The sequence below is a fragment of the Escherichia sp. E14S1 genome, from assembly GCF_004211995.1.
Lineage (GTDB): Bacteria > Pseudomonadota > Gammaproteobacteria > Enterobacterales > Enterobacteriaceae > Escherichia.
The window spans coordinates 255,203-269,722 of the sequence record NZ_RHJQ01000002.1; the positions used below are offsets into that span (position 1 = coordinate 255,203).

Sequence of the window (14,520 nt, forward strand, 5' to 3'; positions counted from 1 at the left end):
TAGTCTGCATTTTCTCGCGGGCCGCCTGGCGCTGCTCAGGCGAGGCAGGCTGATAACGCTGGCGAGCGGTGTCCTTTTGCTGCTGGGTCAGTGGTTGGTGGCGGCTGAACTCGCGGAAGTCGTCATAATTGCCATAGTGTTCCGCTTCATTAAACCGCTGTGCCGCAGCCTGACGCTGGGTATCTCGCGTAGTGACTGGTGCTGCGTGTGTTCGTTGCTGAAACTGACTTGCTGCCGCCTGGCGCTGGCTGTCGCGCGTTGGGGCAGGTAACTGTGTGGCACTCATGCCGCCTTTAACATCGGTTTGGTGAAACCGTTTTGCCATATCCTGATCATGATAAGGCACACCATCGCGGTAGTTTGGATTGTGCCGCCATGCCATATTCTTGTCAGTAAGATGCTCACCAGTAATACGGTTGAAATTGTTGACGTCGATATTGATGTTGTCGCCGTTGTGTTGCCAGCCATTACCGTCACGATGACCGCCATCGTGGTGATTATAATCATCATCGTCATGATGATGATGGTCATGATCGTCATCGTCCCAGTCGATGCTGCTGAATAGTGCATACGTGGTAGCAACGCCCATGCTGTAGCCAAATCCGCGCACGAAGCTGTCAACAAACGGTTCTCCGGCTGGCGGCGGCAGGTAAACCGGCGGATAAGCGGTATTGGCCCAACTGCCGTAAACCACGGTTGGGTTGTAGTTGGGAATATAAACTACATCCGGATTGGCGGGCTCAATGGTTATTACGGTCGGCGCAGGTTCAGCGACGACGGGGCTGGATGTAGAAACGGTATTTGATTGTGTGACAGGGGCGCTGGCGGGCTGATTTGCCGGTACGACTTTTTTCGTTGTCGTGATGACCTTTTGTTCAGTTGATGACTTCAGTGACCCGGTTTGTTGCGCCAGTTGCCGCAAACGTTGTACCGAGTCCATCACATCCTGCGGCTGCGCCAGAAACGCGTCGCCAAGATTTTGTACCCATTGCGGGTTTTCCCCCATCAACGCCATCAATTGCGGAAAAGCCACAAGTGATTTGACGCTGGCATCCCACGGCTGGTCGGACACTGCCTGAATAGCGGCATCACCTTGCTTGAGCGGGTTGTCGTGCGACCACTGCACGGCCTGGGCGACATTTGCCGGATAGGTCGATGCCATCAGCACCTGCGAAAGCAGAGCGTCGGGATATAGCGCGACGGGCGCGACCCATTGATCGATTTGTGCAGTGCTGAATGTAGATTTGACGACGGCAGGCGTTACGGGGGGCGCGGAAACCGTTGCAGGAAGCGTAACCGCGGCAGCGTCAGACACAGCCAGTTGTGTCGATTGCGCTTCCACAGGTGCTTCCACTGTGCGGCTTTTTATATATAGCCCGGCAGAGGCGGCACAAAGCCCGGCACTGCAAATTAGCGCCAGCACATGGGGTTTAAACGGCAAAATCATTTTCATAATTCGGATCTCAAGGAAATCGCAATGGTCGGCGAACTGCCACCCGCAGGTGCTGTGAATCCGAGTATAAAGAGGCAGTAGTTTAAATTTTGACTAATCTTGGGATTCGTTGAGAAAGGTGATTATCACAATGCAAATTAACGAAGTTTTTACGGAGGGAAACAATCTCTAGACCATCCTTAACGATTCAGCCACTTTTTTATGTTGCTTTTTTGTAAACAGATTAACACATCGTCAAAATCCTGCTATTCTGCCCGTTGCGGTACTGGGCATTTACCCTACAAACTGCTGTCTCACAGGAGCGTGAAGAGAATCGCCTGCCGCACTATGACAATGAGAGCGAGGAGAACCGTCGTGCTAGAAGAATACCGTAAGCACGTAGCTGAGCGTGCCGCTGAGGGGATTGCGCCCAAACCCCTGGATGCAAACCAAATGGCCGCGCTTGTAGAGCTGCTGAAAAACCCGCCCGCGGGCGAAGAAGAATTCCTGTTAGATCTGTTAACCAACCGTGTTCCCCCTGGCGTCGATGAAGCCGCCTATGTAAAAGCAGGCTTCCTGGCTGCTGTCGCCAAAGGCGAAGCCAAATCCCCACTGCTGACTCCGGAAAAAGCCATCGAACTGCTGGGCACCATGCAGGGTGGTTACAACATTCATCCGCTGATCGACGCGCTGGATGATGCCAAACTGGCACCGATCGCTGCCAAAGCACTGTCCCACACGCTGCTGATGTTCGATAACTTCTATGACGTAGAAGAGAAAGCCAAAGCAGGCAACAAATACGCGAAGCAGGTAATGCAGTCCTGGGCGGATGCCGAATGGTTCCTGAATCGCCCGGCGCTGGCTGAAAAACTGACCGTTACCGTCTTCAAAGTAACTGGCGAAACCAACACCGATGACCTTTCTCCGGCACCGGATGCGTGGTCGCGCCCGGACATCCCATTGCACGCGCTGGCGATGCTGAAAAACGCCCGTGAAGGCATTGAGCCAGACCAGCCAGGCGCTGTTGGTCCGATCAAGCAAATCGAAGCTCTGCAACAGAAAGGTTTCCCGCTGGCGTATGTCGGTGACGTTGTGGGTACGGGTTCTTCGCGTAAATCCGCCACTAACTCCGTACTGTGGTTTATGGGCGATGATATTCCGCATGTGCCGAACAAACGCGGCGGTGGTCTGTGCCTCGGCGGTAAAATTGCACCAATCTTCTTTAACACGATGGAAGACGCGGGTGCACTGCCAATTGAAGTGGACGTCTCTAACCTGAATATGGGCGATGTGATTGACGTTTACCCGTACAAAGGCGAAGTGCGTAACCACGAAACCAACGAGCTGCTGGCGACCTTCGAACTGAAAACCGACGTGCTGATTGATGAAGTGCGTGCTGGTGGTCGTATTCCGCTGATTATCGGGCGTGGCCTGACCACCAAAGCGCGTGAAGCACTTGGTCTGCCGCAGAGCGATGTGTTCCGTCAGGCGAAAGATGTCGCTGAAAGCGACCGTGGCTTCTCGCTGGCGCAGAAAATGGTAGGTCGCGCCTGTGGTGTGAAAGGTATTCGTCCAGGCGCGTACTGTGAACCGAAAATGACTTCTGTAGGTTCCCAGGACACCACCGGCCCGATGACCCGTGATGAACTGAAAGACCTGGCGTGCCTGGGCTTCTCGGCTGACCTGGTGATGCAGTCTTTCTGTCACACAGCGGCATATCCGAAGCCGGTTGACGTTAACACGCACCACACGCTGCCGGACTTCATTATGAACCGTGGCGGTGTGTCGCTGCGTCCGGGTGACGGCGTAATCCACTCCTGGCTAAACCGTATGCTGCTGCCGGATACCGTCGGTACCGGTGGTGACTCCCATACCCGTTTCCCGATCGGCATCTCTTTCCCTGCGGGTTCTGGTCTGGTGGCATTTGCTGCCGCAACAGGCGTAATGCCGCTGGATATGCCGGAATCTGTTCTGGTGCGCTTCAAAGGCAAGATGCAGCCGGGTATCACCCTGCGCGATCTGGTACACGCCATTCCTCTGTATGCGATCAAACAAGGTCTGCTGACCGTTGAGAAGAAAGGTAAGAAAAACATCTTCTCTGGCCGCATTCTGGAAATTGAAGGTCTGCCGGATCTGAAAGTTGAGCAGGCCTTTGAGCTGACCGATGCGTCCGCCGAGCGTTCTGCCGCTGGTTGTACTATCAAGCTGAACAAAGAACCGATCATCGAATACCTGAACTCCAACATCGTCCTGCTGAAGTGGATGATCGCGGAAGGTTACGGCGATCGTCGTACTCTGGAACGCCGTATTCAGGGCATGGAAAAATGGCTGGCGAATCCTGAGCTGCTGGAAGCCGATGCAGATGCGGAATACGCGGCAGTGATCGACATCGATCTGGCGGATATTAAAGAGCCAATCCTCTGTGCACCGAACGATCCGGACGACGCGCGTCCGCTGTCTGCGGTACAGGGCGAGAAGATCGACGAAGTGTTTATCGGTTCTTGCATGACTAACATCGGTCACTTCCGTGCTGCGGGTAAACTGCTGGATGCGCACAAAGGCCAGTTGCCGACCCGCCTGTGGGTGGCACCGCCAACGCGTATGGACGCCGCGCAGCTGACAGAAGAAGGCTACTACAGCGTCTTCGGTAAGAGTGGTGCGCGTATCGAGATCCCTGGCTGTTCCCTGTGTATGGGTAACCAGGCGCGTGTAGCAGACGGTGCGACGGTGGTTTCCACCTCTACCCGTAACTTCCCGAACCGTCTGGGGACTGGCGCGAACGTCTTCCTGGCTTCTGCGGAACTGGCTGCTGTTGCGGCGCTGATTGGCAAACTGCCGACGCCGGAAGAGTACCAGACCTACGTTGCGCAGGTGGATAAAACTGCCGTTGATACTTACCGTTATCTGAACTTCAACCAGCTTTCTCAGTACACCGAAAAAGCGGACGGGGTGATTTTCCAGACTGCGGTTTAATAAGTAAGCGCACGCGCTGCGCATAAACGACACAATGCCCGGTGAATGTGATTCCCGGGCATTTTTTTATCTCTAAACCACCGTCGCTCCGCTGTTTTTCTCCGATAAGGCTGCGATAATTACATCAATGGCGCAATGCGATTTCGGCGCATTGCCGGGAGCAGAGGAACACACTATGGATTACGAATTTCTGCGCGATATTACCGGAGTGGTAAAGGTGCGCATGTCCATGGGGCATGAAGTGGTCGGGCACTGGTTTAATGAAGAGGTGAAAGAAAACCTGGCCTTGCTTGATGAAGTGGAAGACGCCGCGCGCACGCTCAAAGGTAGCGAACGTTCCTGGCAGCGGGCAGGGCATGAGTACACGCTATGGATGGACGGCGAAGAGGTGATGGTTCGCGCCAATCAACTGGAATTCGCTGGCGATGAAATGGAAGAGGGGATGAACTACTACGACGAAGAGAGCTTGTCGCTGTGCGGCGTTGAGGATTTTCTTCAGGTGGTGGCGGCGTACCGTAATTTCGTGCAGCAGAAGTAGGTAAATCAGGCGGAGCCTCCGTGCTCCGCCAGGGCCGTTAAACGGCAGGCATATTGCGCCCGTAATAAATCTCGCGCATTTCTTTCCACAGCGCAGCGGTAATTTCCTGGCGCTCGCTGTCGGTTAAATCTTCCGGTTTGGTGTGGAACATGTAGTGCTTAAGGTCGAACTCTTTAAGCAACATCTTGGTATGGAAGATATTTTCCTGATAGACGTTTACATCCACCATGTCATACAGCGCCTTCATATCGTCAGACATAAAGTTCTGAATCGAATTAATCTCATGGTCGATAAAGTGCTTCATACCGTTAATGTCGCGGGTAAAGCCGCGCACGCGATAATCAATGGTCACGATATCGGACTCAAGCTGGTGGATCAGGTAATTCAGTGCCTTCAGCGGGGAAATCACGCCGCAGGTAGAGACTTCAATATCGGCGCGGAAGGTACATAAACCGCCTTCAGGATGGCTTTCCGGGTAGGTATGTACGCAAATATGACTTTTATCGAGATGGGCAACGACCGTTTCTGGCAGTGGGCCGGGGTGTTCTGTTTTGTCGATAAGTTTTGGGTCGACCGGTTCTTCACTCACCAGAATAGTGACGCTGGCACCTTGTGGTTCGTAATCCTGGCGGGCGATGTTAAGAATATTGGCCCCGATAATGGAACAGGTTTCTGACAGGATTTCGGTCAGACGGTTGGCATTATAGAGTTCATCGATATAAGCAATATAACCGTCGCGTTCTTCGGCAGTTTTGGCATAGCAGATATCGTAAATACAAAAACTCAGACTTTTGGTCAGATTATTAAAGCCATGCAGTTTCAGTTTTTTCAATTTCTTATCTTCTCCTTAGAGCGCCTGTGAAGCCAGTGCGTCTTGCAGATACTGAGGTAAGGCAAAAGCTGCCGAATGGACTGCCGGATTGTAATAACGGCATTTCAGGCCAGAGGCGAGAAAACGCGCCTGAATAATTTCGGTTGAGAGATGGCGTAAGGCGTCGTTATCTGTCGCCCATGCAAAGGTCATGATGCCGCCGTAATAGGTCGGGATCGCCGCCTGATAAAAGCCAACATCACTGAAGTAATGGCTGAGTTTACGATGGCTGCCGATGGCCTCTTCCTGCTGTAAAAAGCAGACACCGTTTTGTGCGACGAAGATACCGCCAGGATTCAGGCAACGTTTGCAGCCTTCATAAAATGCTGAGGTGAACAGACTTTCGCCGGGGCCGATAGGATCGGTGCAGTCGGAGATAATGACATCAAAGGTCTGGCTGGTTTGATTCACGAAATTGACGCCATCGTCGATCACCAGCTTAAAGCGCGGATCGTCGTAGCTACCGGCGTTATGGTTGGGCAAATACTGACGGCAGAACGACACCACGCCCGCGTCGATTTCCACCATCGTGATTGACTCAACGTTTTTATGTCGGGTCACTTCACGCAGCATTGCGCCGTCACCGCCGCCGATAATCAGCACATGTTTCGCGTGACCGTGGGCCAGTAGTGGAACGTGGGTCATCATCTCATGATAGATAAACTCGTCGCGCTCGGTGGTTTGTACTACACCATCTAGCGCCATTACACGACCAAATGCGGCGTTCTCAAAAATGATCAGATCCTGGTGATCGGTCTTTTCATGATACAGAACGTTATCTACCGCAAAGTACTGCCCAAACTGGTCGTGTAGCGTTTCATGCCACAGTTTATTTTCGGCCATGGGTTGATACCTCCTTTGTTAACACTCGTAAAAAAAGAGCGCAACATAATAGCTAACATTGACCGTGGTTGCACGGTCAATGTTTCTACAAAAAGGTATCAGGGATTATTTGACGTAGGCAAGCAGGCTTAAGGAATCGCGGGCCAGGGCTTTGCACTTTTTCGCGACGGGAATACCGATACCGCTGAGATCGCGGTAGCTGTCTTCACCGAGGGATTTCATGTCGAAGGTGTCGTAGTTGCTGAGATCCCACTGGTTTTGCTGGGCGAAAAAGACCAGTGCGCGACGAATTTGCCCATTAGGTAAGTTTTGGTAACCACAATCGTTCTTCAGAAAAACAAAAACTGCCGTTAAATCGGCCATATCTTCGGCTTCAGACTCGCTGAGCGCGTAACTGTTTGCGCAAACGGCCATCAGGCTGCCGAATAACACTGTTCTGAAAAACGTCTTCATTGCTTCTACCAGGACTTAAAGAAGATAAACGTTAGCACACTGTGAGCGAGGCGACGACCATTATTGTCGATTAAATTGTGTCTGCGGCTTGACCTTCCCGTAAGGGTAAGGACTATGCTCAACGTTTGATTTTGTTTCGCCTGCTTGAGAATAAGGAAATAACTATGCAACGCCGTGATTTCTTAAAATATTCCGTCGCGCTGGGCGTGGCTTCGGCTTTGCCGCTGTGGAGTCGAACAGTTTTTGCCGCCGAACGTCCAACACTGCCGATCCCCGAACTCCTCACTTCTGATGTTCGTGGCCGCATAAGATTATCGATCATGCCAGGTCAGTCCACCTTTGCCGGGAAAACGGCGACCACCTGGGGCTATAACGGTAATCTGTTAGGGCCTGCGGTGAAGTTGCAGCGCGGTAAAGCCGTGACGGTTGATATCAATAACCAACTGGCGGAAGAGACGACGTTGCACTGGCACGGGCTGGAAGTGCCGGGAGAAGTGGACGGCGGCCCGCAGGGAATTATTCCGCCAGGCGGTCAACGCACGGTGACGCTGAACGTCGATCAACCTGCCGCTACTTGCTGGTTCCATCCGCATCAGCACGGCAAAACCGGGCGTCAGGTGGCGATGGGGCTGGCAGGTCTGTTGGTGATTGAAGATGACGAGATCCTGAAATTAATGCTGCCAAAACAGTGGGGTATCGATGATGTTCCGGTGATCGTTCAGGATAAAAAATTTAACGCCGACGGACAGATTGATTATCAACTGGATGTGATGACCGCCGCCGTGGGCTGGTTTGGTGATACGTTGCTGACCAACGGTGCAATCTACCCGCAACACGCAGCCCCGCGTGGTTGGCTGCGCCTGCGTTTGCTCAATGGCTGTAATGCCCGTTCGCTCAATTTCGCCACCAGCGACAATCGCCCGCTGTATGTGATTGCCAGCGATGGTGGTCTGCTGCCTGAGCCGGTGAAGGTGAGCGAGCTGCCAGTGCTGATGGGCGAGCGTTTCGAAGTGCTGGTGGAGGTTAACGACAACAAACCATTTGACCTGGTGACGTTGCCAGTCAGCCAGATGGGGATGGCGATCGCGCCTTTTGATAAGCCGCATCCGGTAATGCGGATTCAGCCGATTGCTATTAGTGCCTCCGGTGCTTTGCCAGATACGTTAAGTAGCCTGCCTGCGTTACCTTCGCTGGAAGGGCTGACGGTACGCAAGCTGCAACTTTCCATGGACCCGATGCTCGATATGATGGGGATGCAGATGCTGATGGAGAAATATGGCGATCAGGCGATGGCCGGGATGGATCACAGCCAGATGATGGGCCATATGGGGCATGGCAATATGAATCATATGAACCACGGCGGGAAGTTCGATTTCCACCATGCCAATAAAATCAACGGTCAGGCGTTTGATATGAACAAGCCGATGTTTGCGGCGGCGAAAGGGCAGTACGAACGTTGGGTTATCTCTGGCGTGGGTGACATGATGCTGCATCCGTTCCATATTCACGGCACGCAGTTCCGTATCTTGTCAGAAAATGGCAAACCGCCAGCGACGCATCGCGCAGGCTGGAAAGATACCGTTAAGGTAGAAGGTAATGTCAGCGAAGTACTGGTGAAGTTTAATCACGATGCACCGAAAGAGCATGCTTATATGGCGCACTGCCATCTGCTGGAGCATGAAGATACGGGGATGATGTTAGGGTTTACGGTATAAAAAGACCGTAATCGGAAATATGCCCGGATCTCTCCGGGCATTATGGTTACTTCACATCATCCGGCAGCGCATAAGCGACAATATAATCGCCCATTTTTGTACCAAATGAACCGTGACCGCCTGCGGAGATCACCACATACTGCTTGCCATTCACTTCGTAGGTCATCGGCGTTGCCTGACCACCCGCTGGTAAACGACCCTGCCACAGTTTTTCACCGTTGCTCATGTTGTAAGCGCGCAGGTAGTTATCTGCCGTAGCGGCAATAAACAGCACGTTACCCGCCGTGGAGATAGGCCCGCCCAGCATCGGCATACCCATATTGAACGGCACCGGAACCGGCATCGGGAACGGCATGCTGTCCTGCGGCGTACCAATACGTTTCTTCCACACCACTTCATTGGTTTTCAGATCCAGCGCCGAGATATAACCCCATGCTGGCTGTTTACATGGCAGACCAAACGGTGAGAGGAACGGGTTGAGCGTGACGCCATACGGCACACCGTACTGCGGCTGAATGCCGGATTCCGTACCCGTACCTTTGGCATCTTTCGGCTGTTCCATCGGATTACCCGGTCCGCGCGGGATCAGTTTCGAAACAAACGGCAGTGCCATTGGGTTGGCAATCGCCACTTCACGATTCGGATCAACGGAAATCCCGCCCCATTCGAACATCCCCAGGTTACCCGGGAAGACCAGCGTACCCTGTTCAGATGGCGGGGTGAAAATGCCTTCATAGCGCATCTGGTGGAACATCACGCGGCACACCAGCTGGTCAAACATGGTGGCGCCCCACATATCCGCACCGCTCAAATCTTTCGTCGGACGGAAGCTCAGTTCCGAGAATGGTTGAGTAGGGGTAACGTAATCGCCTTTCGCTGCACCTTGTGGCACTGGTTTTTCCGGGGCCGGAACCACCAGTTCACCATTACGACGATCGAGCACAAAAATGTTGCCGGTTTTCGCCGGAGCATAAATGACCGGAACTTTCTGACCATTGACGGTGATATCCGCGAGCGTCGGCTGTGCCGGAAGATCCATATCCCACAGGTCGTGGTGAACGGTCTGGTAGCTCCACGCCAGTTTTCCGGTGGTGGCATTCAGCGCCAGAATCGAGCTGGCATAACGTTCCTGTTCCGGTGTGCGGTTACCGCCCCAGATATCTGGTGTGGTCACGCCCATCGGCAGATAAACCAGATCCAGCTTCGCGTCATAGGCCGCAGGCGCCCAGGAGTTTGGCGAGTTAAAGGTAAAGGTGTGCTCGTCAGACGGGATTGCGTTCGGATCTTTCGCGCCCGGATCAAAAGCCCATAACAGCTCCCCGGTGTTGACATCAAAACCACGGATCACGCCAGACGTTTCGCGGGTTGAGAAGTTGTCGGTAACTGAACCGGCCATCACGATGGTTTTATCGGTGATAATCGGCGGAGAAGTCGGCTCATACAGACCCGGTTTGGTGTCCGGCATATTGCTTTGCAGATTGAGCACGCCTTTATTGGCGAAGGTTTCGCACAGTTTGCCGTTTTCAGCGTTAATCGCAATCAGTCGACCATCATTGACCGGAAGAATGATACGACGCGGGCAATCCGCCATCACTTCCGGCGAAGCCGTTTCTGCTTTGGCTTCATGATAAGAGACGCCACGGCAGGTTACGTGCTGGAAAGACTCGTTAGTTTTCAGCTCAGGATCGTAATGCCATTTCTCTTTGCCGCTGGCGGCATCGAGCGCAAACAGGCGCTGGTGAGCGGTACACAGGTAAAGGGTGTCGCCCACTTTAATTGGCGTCACTTCATTGGTGATTTCGCCCGGATCGTTCGGCTGTTTCACATCGCCTGTACGGAATACCCAGGCTTCTTTCAGGTTGTGGACGTTATCGGCGTTAATTTGTTTCAGTGGTGAAAAGCGTTGACCTTCCTGATTGCGGCCATAGGCAGGCCAGTCCTGATCGGCAACGGGAGAAATGGCTTCTGCTGGTGTGGTATCGACGCTTAAAGTGCCGTTGATTTCTTGCGGATCGTGAAATCCGGCCCAGGTGAGGATACCGCCGCTAATCAACAGTGCGATTAACAGCGCAGCAACTGCGCCGCCAGAAGGAATGACCAGGCGACGCCAGACAAACGGCAGGATCAGCCAGATGCCGAAGAAGACCAGAATGTCACTGCGCGGAGTCAGCGCCCAGAAGTCGAAACCAACTTCCCAGACGCCCCAAATCATGGTGCCGAGCAGCAGAGCGGCATACAGCCAAAGCGCGGCGCGTTTACTGCGCCACAGCATCCAGGCGACGCCGAGCATCACAAGGCCTGCGATAGGGTAGTACCAGGAGCCGCCAATGGCGACCAGCCAGCCTCCGCCAATGAGAAGATACAGCCCGCAAAGCGCTGCAAATAGGGCGGTTAGCGTGACGAGTAATCGTCGCGAGCCGGGATTGTTAATTGCCATAAAGAAACACCATTTCAATTCATTAATATTTTAGTAGCAATTAATTATAGGTTTTAACATGTGTGATCGTCATCACAATTTGAGCTTTATTAACAGATTCCGCGAATGAATAGTTTTACTGGTATACTGCATGTCTTGCGCTTTGTTGCGGTGCTGAATCCCGCCCGTGCGAAGTGATTTGTTTTTAAATCATATGGTTAGAGATATGAAACATACTGTAGAAGTAATGATCCCCGAAGCGGAGATTAAAGCGCGTATCGCCGAACTGGGTCGTCAGATTACTGAGCGTTACAAAGACAGCGGCAGCGATATGGTGCTGGTAGGTCTGCTGCGTGGCTCATTTATGTTTATGGCGGACCTGTGCCGTGAAGTTCAGGTATCTCATGAAGTCGATTTTATGACCGCCTCCAGCTACGGTAGCGGCATGTCCACCACCCGTGATGTGAAAATCCTCAAAGATCTGGATGAAGATATCCGTGGCAAGGACGTGCTGATTGTTGAAGATATCATCGACTCGGGGAATACACTGTCGAAAGTGCGTGAAATCTTAAGCCTGCGTGAACCGAAGTCGCTGGCGATTTGTACGCTGCTGGATAAACCGTCCCGTCGTGAAGTGAATGTCCCGGTAGAATTTATCGGTTTCTCGATCCCGGATGAGTTTGTGGTGGGTTACGGCATTGATTACGCACAGCGTTACCGTCATCTGCCATATATCGGCAAAGTGATTCTGCTGGACGAGTAAGTGTGAAGTTGCCGGATGTGTTGCATCCGGCATAGCATATTTATTTGTGGTTGGCGTGTTTCAGCTTGAGGTTGGAAATCCCGTGACGGTAACGTTGCTCAAGGGTTTCGCGGTTGGTGGCAGTAACATCCAGATCACGCAGCAAGCCGTCGTGAATGCCGTAGGCCCAGCCGTGAATGGTCACTTTCTGCCCGCGTTTCCACGCTGATTGCATAATGGTGGAGTGGCCCAGGTTATACACCTGTTCCATGACGTTCAGTTCACACAAGGTATCCAGACGGCGCTCTGGCGGCATTTCGCCGAGCAATGAGCTATGTTTGAACCAGATATCGCGGATGTGCAGCAGCCAGTTGTTGATAAGCCCCAGTTCCGGGTTTTCAACTGCGGCTTGTACGCCGCCGCAACCGTAGTGGCCACAGATAATAATGTGTTCAACTTCGAGAACATCCACTGCATACTGAACCACGGAAAGGCAGTTCAGGTCGGTGTGAATGACCAGGTTAGCAACATTACGGTGAACAAAGAGTTCGCCCGGCTCAAGACCGGTTAAACGTTCTGCAGGAACGCGACTGTCGGAACATCCAATCCATAGAAAGCGCGGTTTTTGCGCTTGTGCCAGTTTCTCAAAAAACCCGGGATCCTCTTCCACCAGCATTTTTGACCATAGTGCATTATTGCTGATGAGTGTATCTATGTCTTTCATGGAGGTTAACGACCTGTAACCAAATAATTACGTTTGGCTAATATAGGGCAACTCCGGGACGATTTAAACCACAGATAAAGTGTAAGAACGTAAGGTAAGTAAAAATTTATGACCATTGCACTGGAACTTCAACAGCTTAAAAAAACCTATCCAGGCGGCGTTCAGGCGCTTCGTGGAATAGATTTGCAAGTCGAAGCGGGTGATTTTTATGCGCTTCTCGGGCCGAACGGGGCCGGAAAATCAACCACTATCGGTATTATCAGCTCTCTGGTAAATAAAACCTCCGGGCGGGTCAGCGTATTTGGTTACGATCTTGAAAAAGATGTCGTCAACGCTAAACGTCAGTTAGGACTGGTGCCACAGGAATTTAACTTCAACCCGTTTGAAACCGTACAGCAAATTGTGGTGAATCAGGCGGGGTACTACGGTGTAGAGCGCAAAGAAGCGTACATCCGCAGCGAAAAGTATCTTAAACAACTCGATTTGTGGGGAAAACGTAACGAACGTGCGCGTATGTTATCTGGCGGTATGAAGCGCCGTTTAATGATCGCCCGTGCGTTAATGCATGAACCTAAACTGCTGATTCTGGACGAGCCAACGGCAGGCGTGGATATCGAACTTCGTCGCTCAATGTGGGGCTTTTTGAAGGATTTAAACGACAAAGGCACCACCATCATTCTTACCACGCATTACCTGGAAGAAGCAGAAATGCTGTGCCGCAATATCGGCATTATTCAGCACGGCGAACTGGTGGAAAATACCTCGATGAAGGCACTGCTGGCAAAGCTGAAATCAGAAACCTTTATTCTCGATCTCGCACCGAAAAGCCCGTTACCGAAACTCGATGGCTATCAGTATCGACTGGTGGATACCGCGACGCTGGAAGTTGAAGTGCTGCGTGAGCAGGGGATCAACAGCGTATTCACGCAGTTAAGTGAGCAGGGCATTCAGGTATTAAGTATGCGTAACAAAGCTAACCGTCTGGAAGAGTTGTTTGTTTCACTGGTTAATGAAAAACAAGGAGATCGCGCATGATGCATCTTTACTGGGTGGCGTTAAAAAGCATCTGGGCGAAAGAGATCCATCGCTTTATGCGTATCTGGATACAGACGCTGGTGCCACCGGTTATCACCATGACCCTTTACTTTATCATCTTCGGTAACCTGATTGGTTCGCGTATTGGCGATATGCATGGCTTCAGCTACATGCAGTTCATCGTACCGGGGCTGATCATGATGTCGGTGATCACCAATGCCTACGCCAACGTCGCTTCATCATTTTTTGGCGCCAAGTTCCAGCGTAATATTGAAGAACTGCTGGTCGCTCCGGTTCCGACTCACGTCATTATTGCCGGGTATGTCGGCGGTGGCGTAGCGCGCGGACTGCTTGTTGGTATGCTGGTGACAGCAATTTCGCTGTTCTTTGTACCGTTTCAGGTGCATTCGTGGGTATTTGTCGCTTTAACGCTGGTGCTCACGGCGGTGTTGTTCTCTCTTGCCGGATTGCTTAATGGGGTGTTTGCCAAAACGTTTGATGACATCAGCCTGGTACCAACCTTTGTGTTAACGCCACTCACGTATTTGGGCGGGGTGTTTTACTCACTGACCTTGTTGCCACCGTTCTGGCAGGGGCTGTCGCATCTCAACCCAATCGTTTATATGATCAGTGGATTCCGCTACGGCTTCCTCGGCATTAATGATGTGCCGCTGGTTACTACTTTTGGTGTGCTGGTTATTTTTATTATTGCGTTTTATCTGATCTGCTGGTCGTTGATCCAGCGCGGACGCGGTCTGCGCAGCTAAGGCTAGTTCCT

The 14,520-nt window shown here is 52.2% G+C and carries 12 protein-coding genes; 6 read left to right on the forward strand and 6 right to left on the reverse strand.

All coding sequences use genetic code 11. The annotated features are described in order from the left end of the window. Positions 1-1,453, reverse strand: a 1,453-nt coding sequence (locus D9734_RS01860; RefSeq protein ID WP_240780529.1) for a DUF3300 domain-containing protein, incomplete at its 3' end; no start/stop codon positions are given. A gap of 354 nt (positions 1,454-1,807) precedes the next feature. On the opposite strand from D9734_RS01860, the gene acnB reads away from it, so the two are divergent. Both acnB and yacL read left to right on the forward strand, forming a co-directional pair. Continuing rightward, entirely contained in the window at positions 1,808-4,405 is a 2,598-nt protein-coding gene (gene acnB, locus D9734_RS01865) for a bifunctional aconitate hydratase 2/2-methylisocitrate dehydratase (RefSeq protein ID WP_130204951.1), read from the forward strand. 175 nt (positions 4,406-4,580) lie between these two features. Then, positions 4,581-4,943, forward strand: a complete 363-nt coding sequence (gene yacL / locus D9734_RS01870; protein WP_000384304.1) for a protein YacL — start codon at positions 4,581-4,583, stop codon at positions 4,941-4,943. 37 nt (positions 4,944-4,980) lie between these two features. On the opposite strand, the gene speD is transcribed toward yacL, so the two are convergent. The 3 genes from speD to D9734_RS01885 form a co-directional block, all read right to left on the reverse strand. Next, positions 4,981-5,775 (reverse strand): adenosylmethionine decarboxylase, encoded by a 795-nt coding sequence (gene speD, locus D9734_RS01875; RefSeq protein WP_000734287.1) that lies wholly within the window; start codon positions 5,773-5,775, stop codon positions 4,981-4,983. 15 nt (positions 5,776-5,790) lie between these two features. Beyond that, on the reverse strand, positions 5,791-6,657 hold the full coding sequence (gene speE, locus D9734_RS01880) for a polyamine aminopropyltransferase (protein WP_130204953.1): 867 nt from the start codon (positions 6,655-6,657) through the stop codon (positions 5,791-5,793). Positions 6,658-6,762: 105 nt separating this feature from the next. Further along, positions 6,763-7,110, reverse strand: coding sequence for a YacC family pilotin-like protein (locus D9734_RS01885; protein WP_000846617.1), 348 nt, complete (start codon positions 7,108-7,110; stop codon positions 6,763-6,765). 164 nt (positions 7,111-7,274) lie between these two features. Between D9734_RS01885 and cueO the strand changes: the two genes are divergently transcribed. Next, positions 7,275-8,825 (forward strand): multicopper oxidase CueO, encoded by a 1,551-nt coding sequence (gene cueO / locus D9734_RS01890; protein ID WP_130204955.1) that lies wholly within the window; start codon positions 7,275-7,277, stop codon positions 8,823-8,825. Positions 8,826-8,871: 46 nt separating this feature from the next. Here the strand turns inward: cueO and gcd are convergent, their stop codons facing one another. Then, positions 8,872-11,262 carry a quinoprotein glucose dehydrogenase gene (gene gcd, locus D9734_RS01895; protein WP_130204957.1) on the reverse strand — a complete coding sequence of 797 codons (2,391 nt, stop codon included), beginning with the start codon at positions 11,260-11,262 and terminating at the stop codon, positions 8,872-8,874. Between the two features lie 205 nt (positions 11,263-11,467). On the opposite strand from gcd, the gene hpt reads away from it, so the two are divergent. Continuing rightward, positions 11,468-12,004 carry a hypoxanthine phosphoribosyltransferase gene (hpt, locus tag D9734_RS01900; RefSeq protein WP_000683335.1) on the forward strand — a complete coding sequence of 179 codons (537 nt, stop codon included), beginning with the start codon at positions 11,468-11,470 and terminating at the stop codon, positions 12,002-12,004. Positions 12,005-12,044: 40 nt separating this feature from the next. Here the strand turns inward: hpt and can are convergent, their stop codons facing one another. Next, entirely contained in the window at positions 12,045-12,707 is a 663-nt protein-coding gene (can, locus tag D9734_RS01905) for a carbonate dehydratase (RefSeq protein WP_130204959.1), read from the reverse strand. 108 nt (positions 12,708-12,815) lie between these two features. Here can and D9734_RS01910 point away from each other — a divergent pair, with 108 nt between their 5' ends. Both D9734_RS01910 and D9734_RS01915 read left to right on the forward strand, forming a co-directional pair. Continuing rightward, complete coding sequence (locus D9734_RS01910; protein WP_000150637.1) at positions 12,816-13,742, forward strand: ABC transporter ATP-binding protein; 927 nt, start codon at positions 12,816-12,818, stop codon at positions 13,740-13,742. Further along, a complete protein-coding gene (locus D9734_RS01915; protein WP_064525104.1) occupies positions 13,739-14,509 on the forward strand; it encodes an ABC transporter permease in 771 nt (256 codons plus the stop codon). The genes D9734_RS01910 and D9734_RS01915 overlap by 4 nt, the downstream gene beginning before the upstream one ends. Positions 14,510-14,520 lie beyond the last annotated feature (11 nt).

Excerpts from the sequence above, each read along its gene's own strand:
- yacL (WP_000384304.1), top strand. The coding sequence starts at position 4,581 with ATGGATTACGAATTTCTGCGCGATATTACCGGAGTGGTAAAGGTGCGC.
- speE (WP_130204953.1), bottom strand. The coding sequence starts at position 6,657 with ATGGCCGAAAATAAACTGTGGCATGAAACGCTACACGACCAGTTTGGG.
- D9734_RS01885 (WP_000846617.1), bottom strand. The coding sequence starts at position 7,110 with ATGAAGACGTTTTTCAGAACAGTGTTATTCGGCAGCCTGATGGCCGTT.
- cueO (WP_130204955.1), top strand. The coding sequence starts at position 7,275 with ATGCAACGCCGTGATTTCTTAAAATATTCCGTCGCGCTGGGCGTGGCT.
- gcd (WP_130204957.1), bottom strand. The coding sequence starts at position 11,262 with ATGGCAATTAACAATCCCGGCTCGCGACGATTACTCGTCACGCTAACC.
- hpt (WP_000683335.1), top strand. The coding sequence starts at position 11,468 with ATGAAACATACTGTAGAAGTAATGATCCCCGAAGCGGAGATTAAAGCG.
- can (WP_130204959.1), bottom strand. The coding sequence starts at position 12,707 with ATGAAAGACATAGATACACTCATCAGCAATAATGCACTATGGTCAAAA.
- D9734_RS01910 (WP_000150637.1), top strand. The coding sequence starts at position 12,816 with ATGACCATTGCACTGGAACTTCAACAGCTTAAAAAAACCTATCCAGGC.
- D9734_RS01915 (WP_064525104.1), top strand. The coding sequence starts at position 13,739 with ATGATGCATCTTTACTGGGTGGCGTTAAAAAGCATCTGGGCGAAAGAG.